Origin of the sequence: Rhodococcus sp. 5A-K4 (assembly GCF_046097995.1) — a bacterium.
GTDB classification, from domain to species: Bacteria; Actinomycetota; Actinomycetes; order Mycobacteriales; family Mycobacteriaceae; genus Rhodococcus_F; species Rhodococcus_F erythropolis.
Window position 1 is genome coordinate 14,750 of sequence record NZ_JBJURM010000025.1, and the last position, 14,636, is coordinate 29,385.

Below are 14,636 nucleotides of genomic sequence, written 5' to 3' on the forward strand. Positions count from 1 at the left end.
ATCAGGTCCTGTCCATCACGTCGAGACCGAAAGCCAGGGCGAGGTTTTCCGGTTGAAGCACGGTGTCCGGGTCGGCGTGCACCAGAACCTTGCGCATGAGCAGTACCGCCTCGTCGCAGAGTTTCGGCACGGCGTGGAGGTCGTGAGTCGAGACCAAGATCGATCGGCCGTCGGAAGCCAACTCTCGTAGCAGCGTCGAAATCGTTGCCTCGGAACGCTTGTCGACGCCGGCAAAAGGCTCGTCCAGCAACAGTATCGACGCGTCCTGTGCGATACCGCGTGCGACGAAGGCGCGCTTCTTCTGACCACCCGAGAGCTGACCGATCTGACGATCCGCAAATTCGGTGAGTTCTACTCGCTCGAGGGCCTCTGCCACCGCCTCGCGATCTGCACGCCGCGGACGTCGCAAGAACCCGAGGTGGCCGTACCTGCCCATCATCACGACGTCATGGACACTGATCGGGAAGGTCCAGTCGACGTCTTCACTCTGCGGCACGTATCCGACGCGGCCGCTCTTGCGCGCAGCGGCTGCGTCGAGACCGGCGATTCTCACAGAGCCGTTGTCCGGCTTGATCATTCCCATGATCACCTTGAACAGGGTCGACTTTCCTGAACCGTTCATACCGATCAATCCGCAGACGCTTCCGGAATTCAACGTCAGATCGACATGGTCCAGTGCGTGGACCTCGCCGTAGTGAACGCTGACGTTTTCGACGCGAATGGCTTCGTTCATGATTTACCGCCGGTCAGACCGCCGAGGATGACGTCGGTGTCGTGGCGAATCATGTCCAGGTAGGTGGGCACGGGACCGTCGTCTTCGGACAGCGAGTCGACGTACAGCGTCCCACCGAATTTCGCACCGGTCGCCCCGACAACCTGCTGCATGGGGGCATCCGAGACCGTCGACTCGCAGAAGACAGCGGGAACGGAATTGGCCCGGACGAAGTCGATCGCGGCGATGATCTGCTGCGGCGTCGCCTGCTGCTCGGCATTGACCGGCCAGATGTAGGCCTCGCTGAGTCCCGCGTCCCTGGCCAGATAGGAGAACGCACCCTCGCAACTGACGAGTGCGCGCTGACCTGCGGGCAATGCCGCCAGCCCACTGACCAGGCCGTCCTGCACTGCTTGCAGTTCCGCCTTGTACTTCGCGCCGTTCTCCGCAAATGCCGAGGCGTTGTCCGGGTCGAGGTCACTGAAAGCAGTCACCATGTTGTCGACGTAGATCTGCGTATTCAACGGAGACATCCACGCATGCGGATTGGGCTTGCCCGCATACGCGTCACCGGCGATCGGAATGCCTTCGACACCGTCGCTGACCACGACGTGTGGCACGTCCAGACCGTTGACGAATTTCGCGAACCACGCCTCGAGGTTCATGCCGTTGTCGAGGATCAGATCGGCTTCGCTCGCCCGCCGAATGTCTCCGGGCGTCGGCTCGTAGCCGTGAATTTCCGCCCCCGCCTTGGTGATCGACTCGACGCGAAGGTGATCGCCGGCAACGTTCTGGGCGATGTCCGACAGCACGGTGAACGTGGTGAGCACCACCGGGCGGTCGTCGTCGGAGCCGGAATTCACCGCAGAACAGCTGGAGAGAAGCAGGGCGGCGAGGGCGGCAATTCCCAGGCGGCGGAAGTTCTTCGCGTCGCGAGTCGTCATGCTCGAACTCTAATATGTGGGTAAACAAATACACAAGTTCGTATAGCCGAACAATTCACACTCGATAGGCTCGGACCATGCGTCCTACTGCCTTGATCACCGGTTCCAGTCGCGGCCTCGGAGCTGCCATCGCACGCGAACTGGCGCCGACACACGACCTGCTGCTCGGTGCACGATCCGCGCAGGCCCTCGAGCCGATCTGCGCGGAACTACCCGGATCGACGCCTCTACCCCTCGACCTCACGGACTACGCCGCCGTCGCGGTCGCTGCCTCGTCCATCACGACGCTAGACGTGCTGGTACACAACGCCGGCATGGCCGACATCGGAACCATCGAGGAATCCTCGGTCGATCAGTGGCGACACACCCTCGAGGCAAACGTCATCGCCGTCGCCGAACTCACTCGTGTCCTCCTTCCTGCCCTCAGGGCAGCCGGTGGCCACGTCGTACTGATCAATTCGGGTGCCGGACTGCGCGCCAACGCCGGCTGGGGCTCGTACGCGGCCAGCAAGTTCGCCCTGCGCGCGTTCGGAGACGCCCTGCGCCTGGAAGAGCCGTCCTTGCGGGTCACCTCCATTCACCCCGGTCGGATCGACACCGATATGCAGCGCGACATCGTCGCCGGCGAGGGCGACGAGTACGACCCGGAGCGCTTCCTGAAGGCCTCCACTGTGGCGCGTGCCGTACTCACTGCCGTCGAAACACCGTCCGACGCACACCCCACGGAGATCGTGCTTCGACCTACCGGCCGGTAAATCCCCAGTTCGCCGGTAACGGAATGATGACGATGGCCACCCGGATATCGCTTTTCCGGGTACTGGCCCGATACTGACATCAGTTGTCGGACAAAGAGACTGGACTGGTTCTCAGGAGTTCATCGAGAGGTGGTGTGCGATGCATGATCATACGAATACGTGGGGAATTTCCACCGAGGCTTTCCTCGGGTGGTACGTCGCCGCTGCCACCGGAGCGATGGTGATCGCACTTGTGATCAGAGGCGTCGCCATGCGCAAGCCCACACCTGCATTGCGCACACTCACACCACCGGAGATGGGAGTACTGACCAGCGACGAGCGTGCGGTACGCGCTGCCGTGGCAGAACTCGAGAGTGCTGCACATTCTGCCGGCCAGGGTCAGCATGACCGCTTCACCCGCATCGTCCGCCAGCGGATCGACGACGCCGGTGGAACTGCCGTGCCCTCCCGGCTCGTGCCGACACTTCCGCTGCCGCTGTTGGAGCTTCGTAGCGACCTGGTGCAGGCCGGCTACCTGAACGGCAATCGTGAACACACTTTGACGCGATTGTCCGTGGTACCGGTCGTTGTCGTCGCCGTGGTCGGCACGATCAGGACCGGATTCACTGTCGTGAACGAGAACCCGGTGGGATACCTTCCGCTCGTGGTCGTCTGCCTCGCCCTGATTGTCGTAACCCTTCTCCGCCTGAGCCGACGCACTCGTTTCGGCCAGGTCGAATTGAGTCGCCTGAAGGACGAATACTCCTACCTCACACCGAATTTCCAACCGTCGTTTGCTACCTACGGGGCGACGTCGGCGGGTATTGCCGCGGCACTCTTCGGTCCGGGCCGCGACGGCGGTTGGGCACCCGGATGCGGCGGCGGGTCTTCACCGTCCAGTTGCTCGACCTTCTCGAGCACCGTGAGCTGTGGGGGGTGAGTGCGGTGAACAACTACTACTCAGCCGACACGTGGGGGATCCCCAGCCAGACTTTCCTTCAGTGGTACCTGGTGGCGGCTGCCGTCGCGATCGGACTCTCGCTGTACAGCCGAATGACTGCGCGCCGGTCGCCCGTGGTCGTCGACTCGGTCCGTCGGCCGCTCACTCCTCCCGAGATCGGCGCCTTGACCAGTGACTACCAGGCCGTTCTGGCGTCGATGGCTATTCTGCGCAGCGCCGAACTGATCAGCACCGAAGGAAAGACCAAGCTGGCACTCACTGCGGAGGACAAGAGTCGTCTCGACTGGTTCACCCGTACCGTGCACAAGCGACTCGGCAACGGAAAGGTCCCGCTGCGGCAGGTGCGTCTGATGGGACGGCTGAACGTCGCACTCGCACAACTACGTACGACGCTGATCGACGAGGGATACTTGCAACGCCCGCAGGACGGGCTGACTGCTGCCTTTCGGACCGTTCCGATCCTGGCGGTAATTGGTCTCGGCGTAGTCCGTCTCGTCGCCGGCATCGCCGGCGGTAAGCCGGTCGGGTTTCTGCTCCTCACCATCATCGTTCTCGCGCTGATGATTCCACTTCTCCGCATCAAGCGTCGTCGGACAGCTTTGGGCGACAGCGAGCTTCGACGCCTCAAGCACGAAAACTCGTACCTCTCACCGAAACTGCGGCCCGCGTACACGAGCTACGGTCCCTCGCTCGCCGGGCTCTCGGCGGCGCTCTTCGGTTCGGGCGCTCTGGTTCTGATCGATCCCGCGCTGGCGGGAGCGGTGGCTGCGGGCGCCGCGTACAGCCCGGGTGGCGGGGGTTCGAGCTACTACAGTTGTGGCTCCTCATCCGGATCGTCCGGCTCGGACGGCGGTGGCGGCAGCGGTAGCAGTTGCGGCGGCGGGGGGTGTGGGGGATGAGCACGCATGCAGCCGACACGTGGGGGATCCCCAGCGAGGATTTCCTCTACGGCTACATAGCCGTATCGGCCACGCTCATGGTTCTCACTCTGGGGTGGCGTCTGATGATCCGGGCACGCCGGTGCAGGTATTCCGCCGGGCACGGGTATTCCGCCGAGCAACTGACACCTCCGGAAGTCGGAATGCTCACCGGCGAGTCACGCGCCATCGCAGCGTCATTGGCAATCCTGCGTAGCGCTGATCTGATCACCACCGACGGCGCTGTCCTGCGCCCGTTGGGCCCTGGCGACGAGACCCTGGACTGGTACACCCTCACCGTGTACCAGCGCCTGGCCCAGCAGGCTCTACCCCATCGTCGGCGGCAACTCGCCGAGCGCATGACGGTGGAAACAGCTCGCCTACGAAACTCTTTGGCGGACCGGGGATACCTGACCTCCGACAGCACCAGGCGTTCAATCTTTCTCTCCACAGTTCCGCTGAAGATCCTGGTGGCCGTGGGTATCGTCCGCATTGCTTTCGGACTGCACAACGACAAGCCCGTCGAGTTTCTGATTCTCGCCGTACTCGCCACCGGGTTCAGCATCCCGCTGCTCGGGCTCAACTTCGATCGCACCACCTCGGGCAGTGCGGCACGTTCGGAACTGACCACGGCACACGCCTACCTGTCCCCGCGCAACAAGCCTGCCTTCTCCGCCTACGGCCCACGCTTGGCGGGGATGTCCGCCGCTCTCTTCGCAGGTTCGGCGATGCTGATGATCAATCCCGCCTTGGCCTCCGCCGCCGGAATCGGTGCCGACGGCAGCGGAAGTAGCGGGGGTTCGGACGGTGGCGGTTCAGACGGGGGAGGCGGCAGCTGCAGTGGGGGTGGCGGATGTGGCGGCGGCGGTGGTGGATGCGGGGGATAGCCGCGTCCGGGCGAGCAGAAGCGCTGCGGCCTCGGTAGTGATGCCACGTTCCTCGCTCAACGAATACACCTCGTCCAGAGTTCGACCGATCCCTCGGGTTCGTTCGACGACGTCGTCTTCGTTCCACCCCAGGACTTCTCGCCCCACCAGGTGAAAGGCTCCGCCTGCGTTCGCCACGAAATCAGGGGCACAGAGAACCCCGCGGCTTCGCAGAACCTCGCCCGCAGCGGCATCGGTCAAGATGTTGTTTGCTGCGCCCGCCACGGCCAGAGTCGGAATCGACGCAGCAGCAGCGGAATCGATGATGCCTCCCATCGCACAGGGAGCAAAGAGGTCACACGACGTTCGAAGTACCTCGTCCGCAGGAACGATCGTGTGCCCCGCAAGAGAAGCCGCCTCGAGGCGCTGCGGGTCCGTATCGGCAACAAGCAGGCGTGCCCCAGCCTGAGCCGCGAGACGCACAACATCCCCGCCGACGGCGCCGAGCCCCTGAACCAGCACCTTTCGGCCGTCGAGTGTTCCGAGTCCACGACGGCGCGCCGTGGCCTTCATCGCTTCGAACACGCCCAGAGCCGTGGCGTGCGCGCTGGAACCGGCGCCACCGTTGTCGACCGAACGCCCGAAGACGTACTTGGTGGTGCGACTGAGCTGATCCATGTCGGACGAGTTGGTGTTGACGTCAGGACCGGTCCAGTAGTTTCCCTCGAGCTTGTCGATGTTCTCCGCGTGAATGTCGAGGATACGAGACCAAGTCGCCGAGTCGATCCGATTGCGCGGCGCGGGCAGTGCTATCACCGACTTCCCGCCACCCATCGGCAGGTCGGAGACCGCCATCTTCAAAGTCATTGCGCCGGCCAACTTCCCGGCGTCCGCCAGCGCGTGACCGATCGAGGGGTAATGCGCCGCCCGCGTGCCACCCGACGCCGGTCCCAGACGGGTGGAGTCGATTCGGATTACAAAGGTCGTGTCGGTCTCCCGATCATGTCGGGTGACGGTCAGTTCACCGTCCCAGCGCAGTTCGTCGTCGATGCTCATTGCAGATCCTCTTCTGGTCACGGTTCAGCGGTGCGCGTGCAGTGGTGTTCCCGCGAGTGCGAGCATGGCCTCGCCCAACGCCTCGTTCTGGCTGGGGTGTGCGTGGATGAAACGCCCCACCTCATCGGGAAGTGCTTCCCAGGCGACGGCCAACTGCGCCTCACCGATCAGTTCACCAACCCGGTCGCCTACCAGGTGGACGCCGACGACGGGACCTCTGGTTCCGCTGCGAATCACTTTGATTCCCCCGGTGGTTCGCAGGATCTGACTCTTGCCGTTACCCGACAGGTCGTAGACGACGGTGGAGATGTCGCCGTACTGCGTGCGCGCCGCCTCTTCGCCGAGTCCGACTGATGCAACTTCGGGATGTGAGTACGTCACGCGAGGAATCAAGTGTTCGGCGACCGGTATCGGGTCCTTCCCGGCGATCTGTTCAGCCACAAAGTTTCCTTGTTGGAAACCTCGGTGCGCCAACGCAAGACCGGGCACGATGTCGCCGACCGCGTACACACCGTCCACGGACGTACGGAGGCGTTCGTCGGTAACGACAAAACCCTTGTCGAGGCGGATTCCGTTTTCTTCGAAACCGTTACCGTCCGTGCGGGGTCCGCGGCCGACGGCGACCAACAGTAGTTCGGTATCGGATATCGTTCCGTCGCCTAGTTCGACGCGGACCGAATCGGCTGCTTCTTTCGCGGAAACGATCTTTGTGTCTGTCTTACAGACGATTCCGCGTTTCCGGTAAGCCCGCTCCAGCTGCTTCGACGACCACGGGTCCTCCGCGGCGATCAGTCGCGGGAGTGCCTCGACGATCGTGACTTCGGCGCCGAACGAGCGCCAGAGGCTCGCGAACTCGACGCCGATGACACCGCCACCGAGCACTGTCGCGCTGGTGGGCACCCGGTCGAGTTCGAGCGCCTGGTCACTGGTGAGGATCCGGCGGCCGAGTTCTATGCCGGGCAGTTCCCGCGGATACGAACCGGTGGCCAGAACGAGTGATGTTCCGGTATAGCGGGTTCCGTCGACGTCGATGCTTCGCCCACCGACGTACGTTCCGTATCCGTTGACGATAGTGATCTTGTGTTGCGCCAACAAACCTTGCAGACCGCTGTACAGCCGCTCGACTGTCCCGTTCTTGTAGTCGTGCACCTGCGCGATGTCGATGCCGTCAAAAGATGCCCGGACTCCGAATTGCTCACTGGTGCGTGCCGAATCGGCGACCTCGGCGGAATGCAGCAGCGCCTTGGTCGGGATGCATCCGCGGTGCAGGCACGTTCCGCCGACCTTGTCCGCCTCGATCAGCGTGACCGACAATCCGAGTTGGGCAGCGCGGATGGCGCAGGCATAGCCGCCCGATCCTCCACCGAGGATCACGACATCACTGTGCTGTTCTGCAGTTGTCATCGGAGCCTTGGTCATCAGAGCCTTGGTCATCAGAGCCTTCCCAGGACGCGGATCGGGTTCTCGATGTAGTCACCGAACAGCCTCAGGAATCCACCGGCTTCGCCTCCGTCACAGACGCGGTGGTCGAAGCTCAACGAGATCTGAGTGACCTTACGGACGGTCAACTCGCCGTTCACCACCCACGGCTTGTCGATGATGCGCCCGATCCCCAGAATTGCCGCCTCGGGGTGATTGATGATCGGAGTCGATCCGTCAACCCCGAATACCCCGTAGTTGTTGAGCGTGAACGTGCCGCCGGTCAGGCGGGCGGGTTCGAGTTTGCCGTCGCACGCAAGGTCGGTGGTCACCCGAAGTGCCTGTGCGAGTTCGACGGTGCTCAGGGCGTCCGCATTTCGAATGACCGGCACCATCAATCCCTTCGGTGTCTGTGCGGCGATTCCCAGGTGGATGCGGGCGTGTCGGACGATCTCGCCTCGAGCAGTATCGACCGACGAGTTCAGTTCGGGGTACTGCCCCAACGCCGCGATGGTCAGCCGAGCCAGGAGCGCCATCAGGCTGATCTTGTCGGAATCGGGCAGTGACTTGTTGATCTCGGCTCGCGCCGCCAACAGTTCGGTGGCGTCGACGTCGACCCAGGTTGTCGCGTCAGGGATCTCACGGCGGCTGGTGGACAGCTTGTCGGCCACCACCTTGCGAAGCCCCTTGATCGGGATGCGTTGGTCGCTCACGTGCGACGTTTCCGTCTCCGGGCCGGTGTTCGACCCGGCCTCGACGTCAGCGCGCGTTATCACCCCGCCGGCACCGGATCCGGAGAGCAAGGAGAGGTCGATATCGTTGTCGACAGCCAGCTTACGAACGATTGGTGAGATCACGCGTACCGACGGAGCAGCTTTGCGACGGCGTCTCGGTGCATCCTCACTGGTGCCGTAGCCGATCAGGACGTTGCCCGAACCCGCGCGTTCCTCTTCACGGTAACGCTCGTGGTTGGCCGAAACGACCGCGTCGACACTGCCGCCACCACTCACAGTGATCAACGGCGTGCCCACCTTCAAGGTGTCGCCGTCCTTGCCATGTAATTCGACGACGGTCCCGGCGAACGGGATAGGCACGTCCACAGCAGCTTTCGCGGTCTCGACCTCGACGACGATCTGATCGATGGTGACCACGTCGCCGACCTTGACGTGCCACTCCGCAATATCGGCCTCGGCCAGACCTTCACCCAGGTCGGGGAGCATGAATACCTGATTGCTCATGCCGTCACCGCCCAACGGGTGTCCGGGGCGTCGTTCCACTGCAGACGGTCGACGGCGTCCAGGACACGGTCGACGCTGGGCAGGTGGTGACGCTCGAGCTTCGGCGCGGGGTAGGGGATGTCGAATCCGCTGACCCTGAGCACCGGAGCGTGGAGATGGTGGAAGCATCGCTCCTGCACGCGAGCAGCAATTTCCGCAGCAACACCGGCAAAGCCCTGCGCTTCCTGGATGACGATGCAGCGTCCGGTCTTTCGCACCGACGCGGTGACCGTCTCGTCGTCGAACGGAACTATCGACCGGATGTCGATCACCTCGATGTCGCGGCCCTCGGCCGCAGCGGCCTCGGCGGACTTCAGTGCAACCTCCACGGACGGACCGTAGGCAATGAGCGTCGCGTCACGACCGGGGCGCCGGACGACGGCGCACCCGATCGGCTCCCGTGCGGTCAGTTCGACATCGGCTCGCGAGAAGTACAGCTTCTTGGGTTCGAGGAAGATCACCGGGTCGGGGTCCTCGATCGCCGAACGTAGCAGTGAGTACGCATCTTCCACCGTGGACGGCGCCACGACCTTCAGGCCGGGCGTGTGTGCGTAGTAGCCCTCGCTGGAATCACAGTGATGCTCCACCCCGCCGATACCGCCGGCAAAAGGAACACGGATGACTATCGGAATCGACAGTGCACCCTTGGTACGGTTGCGGATCTTTGCGACGTGGGAGGCGATCTGCTCGAATGCCGGATAGGCAAACGCGTCGAACTGCATTTCCACGACCGGACGAAAACCAGCCATGGCCATGCCGATTGCGAATCCGATGATGCCGGACTCGGCGAGGGGAGTGTCGAAGCATCGGTCGTCGCCGAAGTCGCGGGTGAGGCCGTCGGTGACGCGGAAAACGCCGCCCAGGGTGCCGACGTCCTCACCGAAGACGACAACGTTGTCGTCCGCAGCCAGAGAGTCCCGTAGCGCGGTGTTGAGGGCCTGAGCCATCGTGAGCATGGGCATGGTCAGTGTCCCCCTGTGTCAGCGGCTTCGGCGGCAAGTTCGGTTTCGAGTTGGGCTTGTTGCTCACGCAATTGCGGTGTCTGCTCGGCGAAGACGTACCGGAACAGATCGAGCGGATCGTGCGGGCGGTCGACGTTCATGCCGGCGCGAAGTGTGGCGGCCTCGGTTTCTGCCTCTGCGGTCAGTGATTCCACGAACGCGTCGTCGATCAGATCGTGTGCGCGCAGATACTTTTCGAGACGCGGCAACGGATCTCGCCCGCGCCAGCTTTCCACCTCGGCGCTGTCGCGGTAGCGGGTGGCGTCGTCGGCGTTGGTGTGTGCGTCGATGCGATAGGTGTGTGCCTCGACGATCACCGGTCCGTTTCCGCTGCGGACGAAGCGCGCCGCCTCGTCCATGACGGCCATCATCGCAACAGGATCGTTGCCGTCGACCTGCTCGCTGCCGATCCCGTAGCCGACACCCTTGTGCGCCAACGTCGGTGCTGCGCTTTGACGTGACAACGGGACGCTGATCGCAAATCCGTTGTTCTGCACCAGAAAGACGACCGGCGCCTTGAAGACGGCGGCGAAGTTCAGCGCTTCGTGGAAATCACCCTCACTGGTGGCCCCGTCACCGCAGAGCGCGAGCGCGACGGTGTTCAGGCCCCGTCGGGACTCCCCGTAGGCCACCCCCGCTGCATGCAGCAATTGCGTTGCCAGCGGGGTGCACTGCGGCGCACTGCGCAGCGCTACCGGGTCGTACCCGCAGTGCCAGTCACCGGAAAGCATGCTCAGAATCTGCACCGGATCGACACCCCGAGCAGCCAACGCCATCGAATCCCGATAGGTGGGGAAGAGCCAGTCACTCGGCTCCAGACTCATCGCTGCCGCGATCTGGCATGCCTCCTGCCCTCGCGAGGACGGATACACGGCCAAGCGCCCCTGTTTGGTCAGCGCCGTCGCCTGCTGGTCGAAGCGTCTGCCCAGGAACATCTTTCGATACATCTCGATCAGGCGATCGTCGCTCGGTTCTGCGTAGCGCGCCTCGCTGCGCGTCAGTTCTCCAGCAGGGTCGAGGTACTGCACCGCGGAATCGGCCGGCAGGAACTTTTGATACCGCAGTTCCCCCAAGGGCTCGACAAGAGTCACTTCTACCTCCAGAAGACGTTGTGTCCATCAGTATTCGCACTTCGGCGACGTAATGGCAGAAGGCGCCGAAGATTCAAGACAAACGGCCTATCATGAGGATTCGGGCAGCAATATGTCCATCAACCGACTCGACTACCGAAGCAGGAATGGACAGATGGCCACCGAACCGCACGCTCTCGATGCGATCGACCGCCGCATCATCGCCGAACTGGTCGCAGACAGTCGCATCTCCATGCGTGCACTGGCCGAGAAGGCGCATATATCTCGCGCTCACGCCTACGTCCGCATCGAAAGGCTCGAGGACGCCGGAATCATCACCGGATTCACGACGCGGATCGCCCATGAGAAGGCCGGACTCGGCTCCTCGGCGTACGTGGCGCTCTCGATCAGGCAGCACTCGTGGCGAGGTCTGGCTGCGTCGTTGAAGGCACTGCCGTTTGTCGAGCACTTCTCCCTCCTCGGCGGCGACTTCGACGTTCTGGTGCTGGTTCGAGCCCCGGACAACCAGGAACTACGCCACACCGTTCTCGAAGAACTCCAGGGACTCGACGGGGTTCTCTCGACCAAAACGTGGCTGATCTTCGAAGAAGGCAACGGTCCGGGACCCAACTGGTTGCCCGGCTGATCCGTCTATAGTCGCCGTTAGCAGTTGCACACGGGAGGTGACTCGAATGACCCTGTACGGCCTGGGAATCGGTTGGCGTCCCGAGGTATCCGGAATCATCGCGCAGCTAGACGGCCTGGCATTCTGCGAAGTCATTGCCGAATCCATCGGAAACGAGATACCGCCGCACCTCGGTTCGCTGGGAGTTCCGGTGATCCCGCACGGAATCTCGCTCTCCCTTGGCGGGGCCGAGGCGGTCGATCAGGCACGGATCGATCACCTTGCGCATGCAGCCCAGCTACTGGACGCCCCCTTGGCGAGTGAGCACATTGCATTCGTGCGGGCGGGCGGCATAGAGGCCGGGCACCTGCTCCCACTGCCACGCACCTACGAAGCGATCGATGTCTTGGTACGCAACATCACCCGCACTCAGGACGGTCTACCGGTGCCGTTTGCCGTCGAAAACGTTGCCGCCCTTTTCGACTGGCCCGACGACGAGTTGACCGAAGGGGAGTTTCTCTCGGAGATCGTCGAACGCACCGGGGCTCTGCTGGTTCTCGACATCGCGAACGTCTATGCCAATGCCCTCAACCGAGGGCGTGATGCCTGGGCCGAGCTGATCCGGCTACCACTCGAGCGAATCGCATACTGCCACATCGCCGGTGGCAGCATCAGCGACGGCAAATACCACGACACGCATACCGATCCTGTGCCCGAAGCCGTGCTGGAACTCCTTGCGCAGTTCACCGCCGCCGGTCACCATCCCGCAATAATGCTCGAGCGTGACGGAAACTATCCGCCGGCACTGGAATTGCTCGACGAACTCGATGCCATCGCCGACGCATCGGGGCTCGATCGCATCACCGCGGGCACCGATTGGTCACGCACATGAGCGCGCTCGGTGAGCGTCAAGAGGCACTGATTCGCGCACTGGTGGCAGGCGGCGAACTACCCGAAGGCTTCGACAAAGACGATGCTGCCGTTGTCTCGACGGCACTGCTCCGAAAGCGCGCAGGAGAAGTGGCGCACCACCTTCCGGTCGTGCGCCACACTCTCGGCGATCGCTATCTTCGGTTGTTCACAGCGTGGGCGGACGGACGGCCGAAGACGTCTTCGCACGCGGACGCCCAGGCTTTTGTCGCCCACCTCCAGGACATCGGCGAACTGCCTCGCCCGCCCTGGTATCAGAGGTTTCGAAAGCTCTCACGCAAGTGAGACAACGGCTTCGCTGGTGTACATGAGGAACGTCATCGATTCCTGGAAGTACAGCTCGACGGAGTTCGCATCGTGCGAGAGGTAACCGATGGACAGGTCCTGGCCCAGATGCAGCTCGTAGTCACCACCACGCGTCGACAGCAGGAAAGCGCCGTCGATGGCCGGGGCCCAGATGATCTCGCCGTCGAGAACGCGTCGCAGGTGCTCGCGGATGGGGTAGCCGTGATCGGAGGTCTCGTTGATCGCGGTGAACGCGTCGGCGTTCAGGAGCAATGAGTACGGTCCGTTGACACCGGCCAGGCGCAGTGACGTGATCGCCTGGCTGATGGCTTCCGGGTAGTCCTTGGCGTCGATGGGGAGCTTCAATTCCGGGTTGGAACCGCTGGCCCGCACGCCGGTAATGCTGGCTGCGGGGTATCCCTCGAAGATGGCGCGGTCCTCGGCGAACGCGATCTGCTTGGCGGCATCCTTGACCGGCTGCCAGTCGGAGTCCTTGGCGCCGCGTTCGACGTCGTCGATGGCCTGACGGCTGACGGTGAACGGGACCCGCAGTTCGATGACCGGCTGCGACTGACGAGCGTGTGCGATGACGCCGTCGGCCAAGGGATTGATCGGCACCTGATGTCCGAGCGGGATGGCCGCAAGATCGTCACCCGACGGGCCCTCCACGTCCACCACACGACGACCGGCGACGTGGCGCTTGAAGGTACGGCTCGCCTCTTCTTCGATCTCGGCCCAGGCTGCTGCCGAAATGGGTGCTAGGTCGCGGTGCAGGTTTGTCATTGCTGGGCACTCCTTTTGAGGCTGCCGATTCCGAGAGAACCGTCAGAGATGGGCGCTGTGAACGTCGCTTCGGGAACGAGCCTGGTCGGCGCGTTCGGGGGATCGTCGAGAAAGTCCGCCGTCGGAACGAAGAAATTGATTCCGGTGACGGCGGTGGAGAAATCGAGAATGCGGTCGTAATTGCCGACGGGATTCCCGATGAACATGTTGGTCAGCATCTGCTCGGTGACCGTCGGCGACGCCGAGTAACCGATGAAATAGGTACCCATCTCAGCGGAGCCGACGTGGCCGAACGGCATGTTGTCGCGCAGAATCTGGATCTGCTCACCGGATTCGTCTTCGATGACGGTGAGTGCGGTGTGCGAGTTGGCCGGTTTGGTGTCGTCGTCCATCTCGAGGTCTTCGAGCTTGGAGCGTCCGATGACGTTCTCCTGCTCCTCGACGGGCAGTGAGTTCCACTCCGACATGTCGTGGAGGTACTTCTGGACGATGACGTAACTGCTGCCTGCGAAGTCCGGATCCTCGTCACCGACGGTGACCGCAACGTAGGCGGCCTGCCCGGACGGATTCTCGGTGCCGTCGACAAAACCCATGAGGTCGCGTTGCTCGAAATACTTGAACCCGTGGACCTCGTCGATCACCGACGCGGCGCCGGCCAACCTGTTGGTCACAACCGTGGCGAACTCGAAGCACAGGTCCATCTGACGGGCCCGGATGTGGAACAACAGATCGCCCGGTGTGCGGGGAGCGTGGTGTTTGTCACCGGTCAACTCGACAAAAGGATGCAATTCTGCCGGCCGTGGACCCTCGAACAGACGGTCCCACGCATCCGAACCGATGCCGACGACGGCGGCCAAGCCACCGGCGGGAACCCGGAATCCGATCGAGCGTTGCAGTCCGGAAATATCGGCCAGAACGTCGTGAACTGCCTGCTCACCACCCTCGTCGATGGTGAAAACCAGGAAGATCGCAGCTTCGGTGAGCGGGGTCAGCAACGGCTGCGGTATCGCGGGAAGGGCCACTTCGGCCTCGTCGATCTCACTCGTTTCCGCCATG

Annotated in this window: 16 protein-coding genes; 7 read left to right on the forward strand and 9 right to left on the reverse strand. The window is 63.1% G+C overall.

The genetic code is table 11. The features are described from left to right. Window position 1: 1 nt before the first annotated feature. Both ACKAMS_RS26030 and ACKAMS_RS26035 read right to left on the reverse strand, forming a co-directional pair. On the reverse strand, window positions 2-733 hold the full coding sequence (locus ACKAMS_RS26030) for a metal ABC transporter ATP-binding protein (RefSeq protein WP_020909821.1): 732 nt from the start codon (window positions 731-733) through the stop codon (window positions 2-4). After that, a complete protein-coding gene (locus ACKAMS_RS26035; RefSeq protein ID WP_408989778.1) occupies window positions 730-1,656 on the reverse strand; it encodes a metal ABC transporter substrate-binding protein in 927 nt (308 codons plus the stop codon). The genes ACKAMS_RS26030 and ACKAMS_RS26035 overlap by 4 nt, the downstream gene beginning before the upstream one ends. Before the next feature lie 77 nt (window positions 1,657-1,733). Between ACKAMS_RS26035 and ACKAMS_RS26040 the strand changes: the two genes are divergently transcribed. The 4 genes from ACKAMS_RS26040 (at window position 1,734) to ACKAMS_RS26055 (ending at window position 5,155) form a co-directional block, all read left to right on the forward strand. Further along, on the forward strand, window positions 1,734-2,411 hold the full coding sequence (locus ACKAMS_RS26040) for an SDR family oxidoreductase (protein WP_408989779.1): 678 nt from the start codon (window positions 1,734-1,736) through the stop codon (window positions 2,409-2,411). A gap of 139 nt (window positions 2,412-2,550) precedes the next feature. Then, window positions 2,551-3,330, forward strand: a complete 780-nt coding sequence (locus ACKAMS_RS26045) for a TIGR04222 domain-containing membrane protein (RefSeq protein ID WP_151532122.1) — start codon at window positions 2,551-2,553, stop codon at window positions 3,328-3,330. A 5-nt stretch (window positions 3,331-3,335) separates the two neighbouring features. Continuing rightward, window positions 3,336-4,250 carry a TIGR04222 domain-containing membrane protein gene (locus ACKAMS_RS26050; protein WP_020909824.1) on the forward strand — a complete coding sequence of 305 codons (915 nt, stop codon included), beginning with the start codon at window positions 3,336-3,338 and terminating at the stop codon, window positions 4,248-4,250. Next, a complete protein-coding gene (locus tag ACKAMS_RS26055) occupies window positions 4,247-5,155 on the forward strand; it encodes a TIGR04222 domain-containing membrane protein (RefSeq protein WP_408989780.1) in 909 nt (302 codons plus the stop codon). The genes ACKAMS_RS26050 and ACKAMS_RS26055 overlap by 4 nt, the downstream gene beginning before the upstream one ends. Here ACKAMS_RS26055 and ACKAMS_RS26060 read toward each other — a convergent pair. The 5 genes from ACKAMS_RS26060 to pdhA are packed head-to-tail and all read right to left on the reverse strand — an operon-like array spanning window position 5,084 to window position 10,978. Further along, on the reverse strand, window positions 5,084-6,190 hold the full coding sequence (locus ACKAMS_RS26060) for a Glu/Leu/Phe/Val dehydrogenase dimerization domain-containing protein (RefSeq protein WP_279163296.1): 1,107 nt from the start codon (window positions 6,188-6,190) through the stop codon (window positions 5,084-5,086). The genes ACKAMS_RS26055 and ACKAMS_RS26060 overlap by 72 nt on opposite strands. A 24-nt stretch (window positions 6,191-6,214) precedes the next feature. Continuing rightward, window positions 6,215-7,624, reverse strand: a complete 1,410-nt coding sequence (gene lpdA / locus ACKAMS_RS26065; RefSeq protein WP_408989781.1) for a dihydrolipoyl dehydrogenase — start codon at window positions 7,622-7,624, stop codon at window positions 6,215-6,217. Then, window positions 7,624-8,847, reverse strand: coding sequence for a dihydrolipoamide acetyltransferase family protein (locus tag ACKAMS_RS26070; RefSeq protein WP_408989782.1), 1,224 nt, complete (start codon window positions 8,845-8,847; stop codon window positions 7,624-7,626). Before ACKAMS_RS26070 ends, lpdA begins: the two co-directional genes overlap by 1 nt. Beyond that, entirely contained in the window at window positions 8,844-9,848 is a 1,005-nt protein-coding gene (locus ACKAMS_RS26075) for an alpha-ketoacid dehydrogenase subunit beta (protein WP_408989783.1), read from the reverse strand. The genes ACKAMS_RS26070 and ACKAMS_RS26075 overlap by 4 nt, the downstream gene beginning before the upstream one ends. 2 nt (window positions 9,849-9,850) lie before the next feature. After that, on the reverse strand, window positions 9,851-10,978 hold the full coding sequence (gene pdhA, locus ACKAMS_RS26080) for a pyruvate dehydrogenase (acetyl-transferring) E1 component subunit alpha (protein ID WP_408989784.1): 1,128 nt from the start codon (window positions 10,976-10,978) through the stop codon (window positions 9,851-9,853). A 154-nt stretch (window positions 10,979-11,132) separates the two neighbouring features. Here pdhA and ACKAMS_RS26085 point away from each other — a divergent pair, with 154 nt between their 5' ends. The 3 genes from ACKAMS_RS26085 to ACKAMS_RS26095 are packed head-to-tail and all read left to right on the forward strand — an operon-like array spanning window position 11,133 to window position 12,797. After that, window positions 11,133-11,603, forward strand: coding sequence for an Lrp/AsnC family transcriptional regulator (locus ACKAMS_RS26085; protein WP_020971454.1), 471 nt, complete (start codon window positions 11,133-11,135; stop codon window positions 11,601-11,603). Window positions 11,604-11,649: 46 nt separating this feature from the next. Beyond that, window positions 11,650-12,474, forward strand: coding sequence for a DUF692 domain-containing protein (locus tag ACKAMS_RS26090; RefSeq protein WP_408989785.1), 825 nt, complete (start codon window positions 11,650-11,652; stop codon window positions 12,472-12,474). Further along, window positions 12,471-12,797, forward strand: a complete 327-nt coding sequence (locus ACKAMS_RS26095) for a hypothetical protein (protein ID WP_020909833.1) — start codon at window positions 12,471-12,473, stop codon at window positions 12,795-12,797. Before ACKAMS_RS26090 ends, ACKAMS_RS26095 begins: the two co-directional genes overlap by 4 nt. Here ACKAMS_RS26095 and ACKAMS_RS26100 read toward each other — a convergent pair. Further along, a complete protein-coding gene (locus ACKAMS_RS26100) occupies window positions 12,786-13,580 on the reverse strand; it encodes a family 1 encapsulin nanocompartment shell protein (protein ID WP_020909834.1) in 795 nt (264 codons plus the stop codon). The two genes, ACKAMS_RS26095 and ACKAMS_RS26100, sit on opposite strands and share 12 nt — an antisense overlap. Continuing rightward, window positions 13,577-14,635, reverse strand: a complete 1,059-nt coding sequence (locus ACKAMS_RS26105) for a Dyp-type peroxidase (RefSeq protein WP_408989786.1) — start codon at window positions 14,633-14,635, stop codon at window positions 13,577-13,579. The genes ACKAMS_RS26100 and ACKAMS_RS26105 overlap by 4 nt, the downstream gene beginning before the upstream one ends. Between the last annotated feature and the right edge of the window lies 1 nt (window position 14,636).

Excerpts from the sequence above, each read along its gene's own strand:
- ACKAMS_RS26105 (WP_408989786.1), bottom strand. The coding sequence starts at position 14,635 with ATGGCGGAAACGAGTGAGATCGACGAGGCCGAAGTGGCCCTTCCCGCG.
- ACKAMS_RS26060 (WP_279163296.1), bottom strand. The coding sequence starts at position 6,190 with ATGAGCATCGACGACGAACTGCGCTGGGACGGTGAACTGACCGTCACC.
- ACKAMS_RS26075 (WP_408989783.1), bottom strand. The coding sequence starts at position 9,848 with ATGCCCATGCTCACGATGGCTCAGGCCCTCAACACCGCGCTACGGGAC.
- ACKAMS_RS26055 (WP_408989780.1), top strand. The coding sequence starts at position 4,247 with ATGAGCACGCATGCAGCCGACACGTGGGGGATCCCCAGCGAGGATTTC.
- ACKAMS_RS26045 (WP_151532122.1), top strand. The coding sequence starts at position 2,551 with ATGCATGATCATACGAATACGTGGGGAATTTCCACCGAGGCTTTCCTC.
- ACKAMS_RS26035 (WP_408989778.1), bottom strand. The coding sequence starts at position 1,656 with ATGACGACTCGCGACGCGAAGAACTTCCGCCGCCTGGGAATTGCCGCC.
- ACKAMS_RS26030 (WP_020909821.1), bottom strand. The coding sequence starts at position 733 with ATGAACGAAGCCATTCGCGTCGAAAACGTCAGCGTTCACTACGGCGAG.
- ACKAMS_RS26100 (WP_020909834.1), bottom strand. The coding sequence starts at position 13,580 with ATGACAAACCTGCACCGCGACCTAGCACCCATTTCGGCAGCAGCCTGG.
- ACKAMS_RS26070 (WP_408989782.1), bottom strand. The coding sequence starts at position 8,847 with ATGAGCAATCAGGTATTCATGCTCCCCGACCTGGGTGAAGGTCTGGCC.
- lpdA (WP_408989781.1), bottom strand. The coding sequence starts at position 7,624 with ATGACCAAGGCTCTGATGACCAAGGCTCCGATGACAACTGCAGAACAG.
- ACKAMS_RS26085 (WP_020971454.1), top strand. The coding sequence starts at position 11,133 with ATGGCCACCGAACCGCACGCTCTCGATGCGATCGACCGCCGCATCATC.
- ACKAMS_RS26095 (WP_020909833.1), top strand. The coding sequence starts at position 12,471 with ATGAGCGCGCTCGGTGAGCGTCAAGAGGCACTGATTCGCGCACTGGTG.
- ACKAMS_RS26040 (WP_408989779.1), top strand. The coding sequence starts at position 1,734 with ATGCGTCCTACTGCCTTGATCACCGGTTCCAGTCGCGGCCTCGGAGCT.
- ACKAMS_RS26090 (WP_408989785.1), top strand. The coding sequence starts at position 11,650 with ATGACCCTGTACGGCCTGGGAATCGGTTGGCGTCCCGAGGTATCCGGA.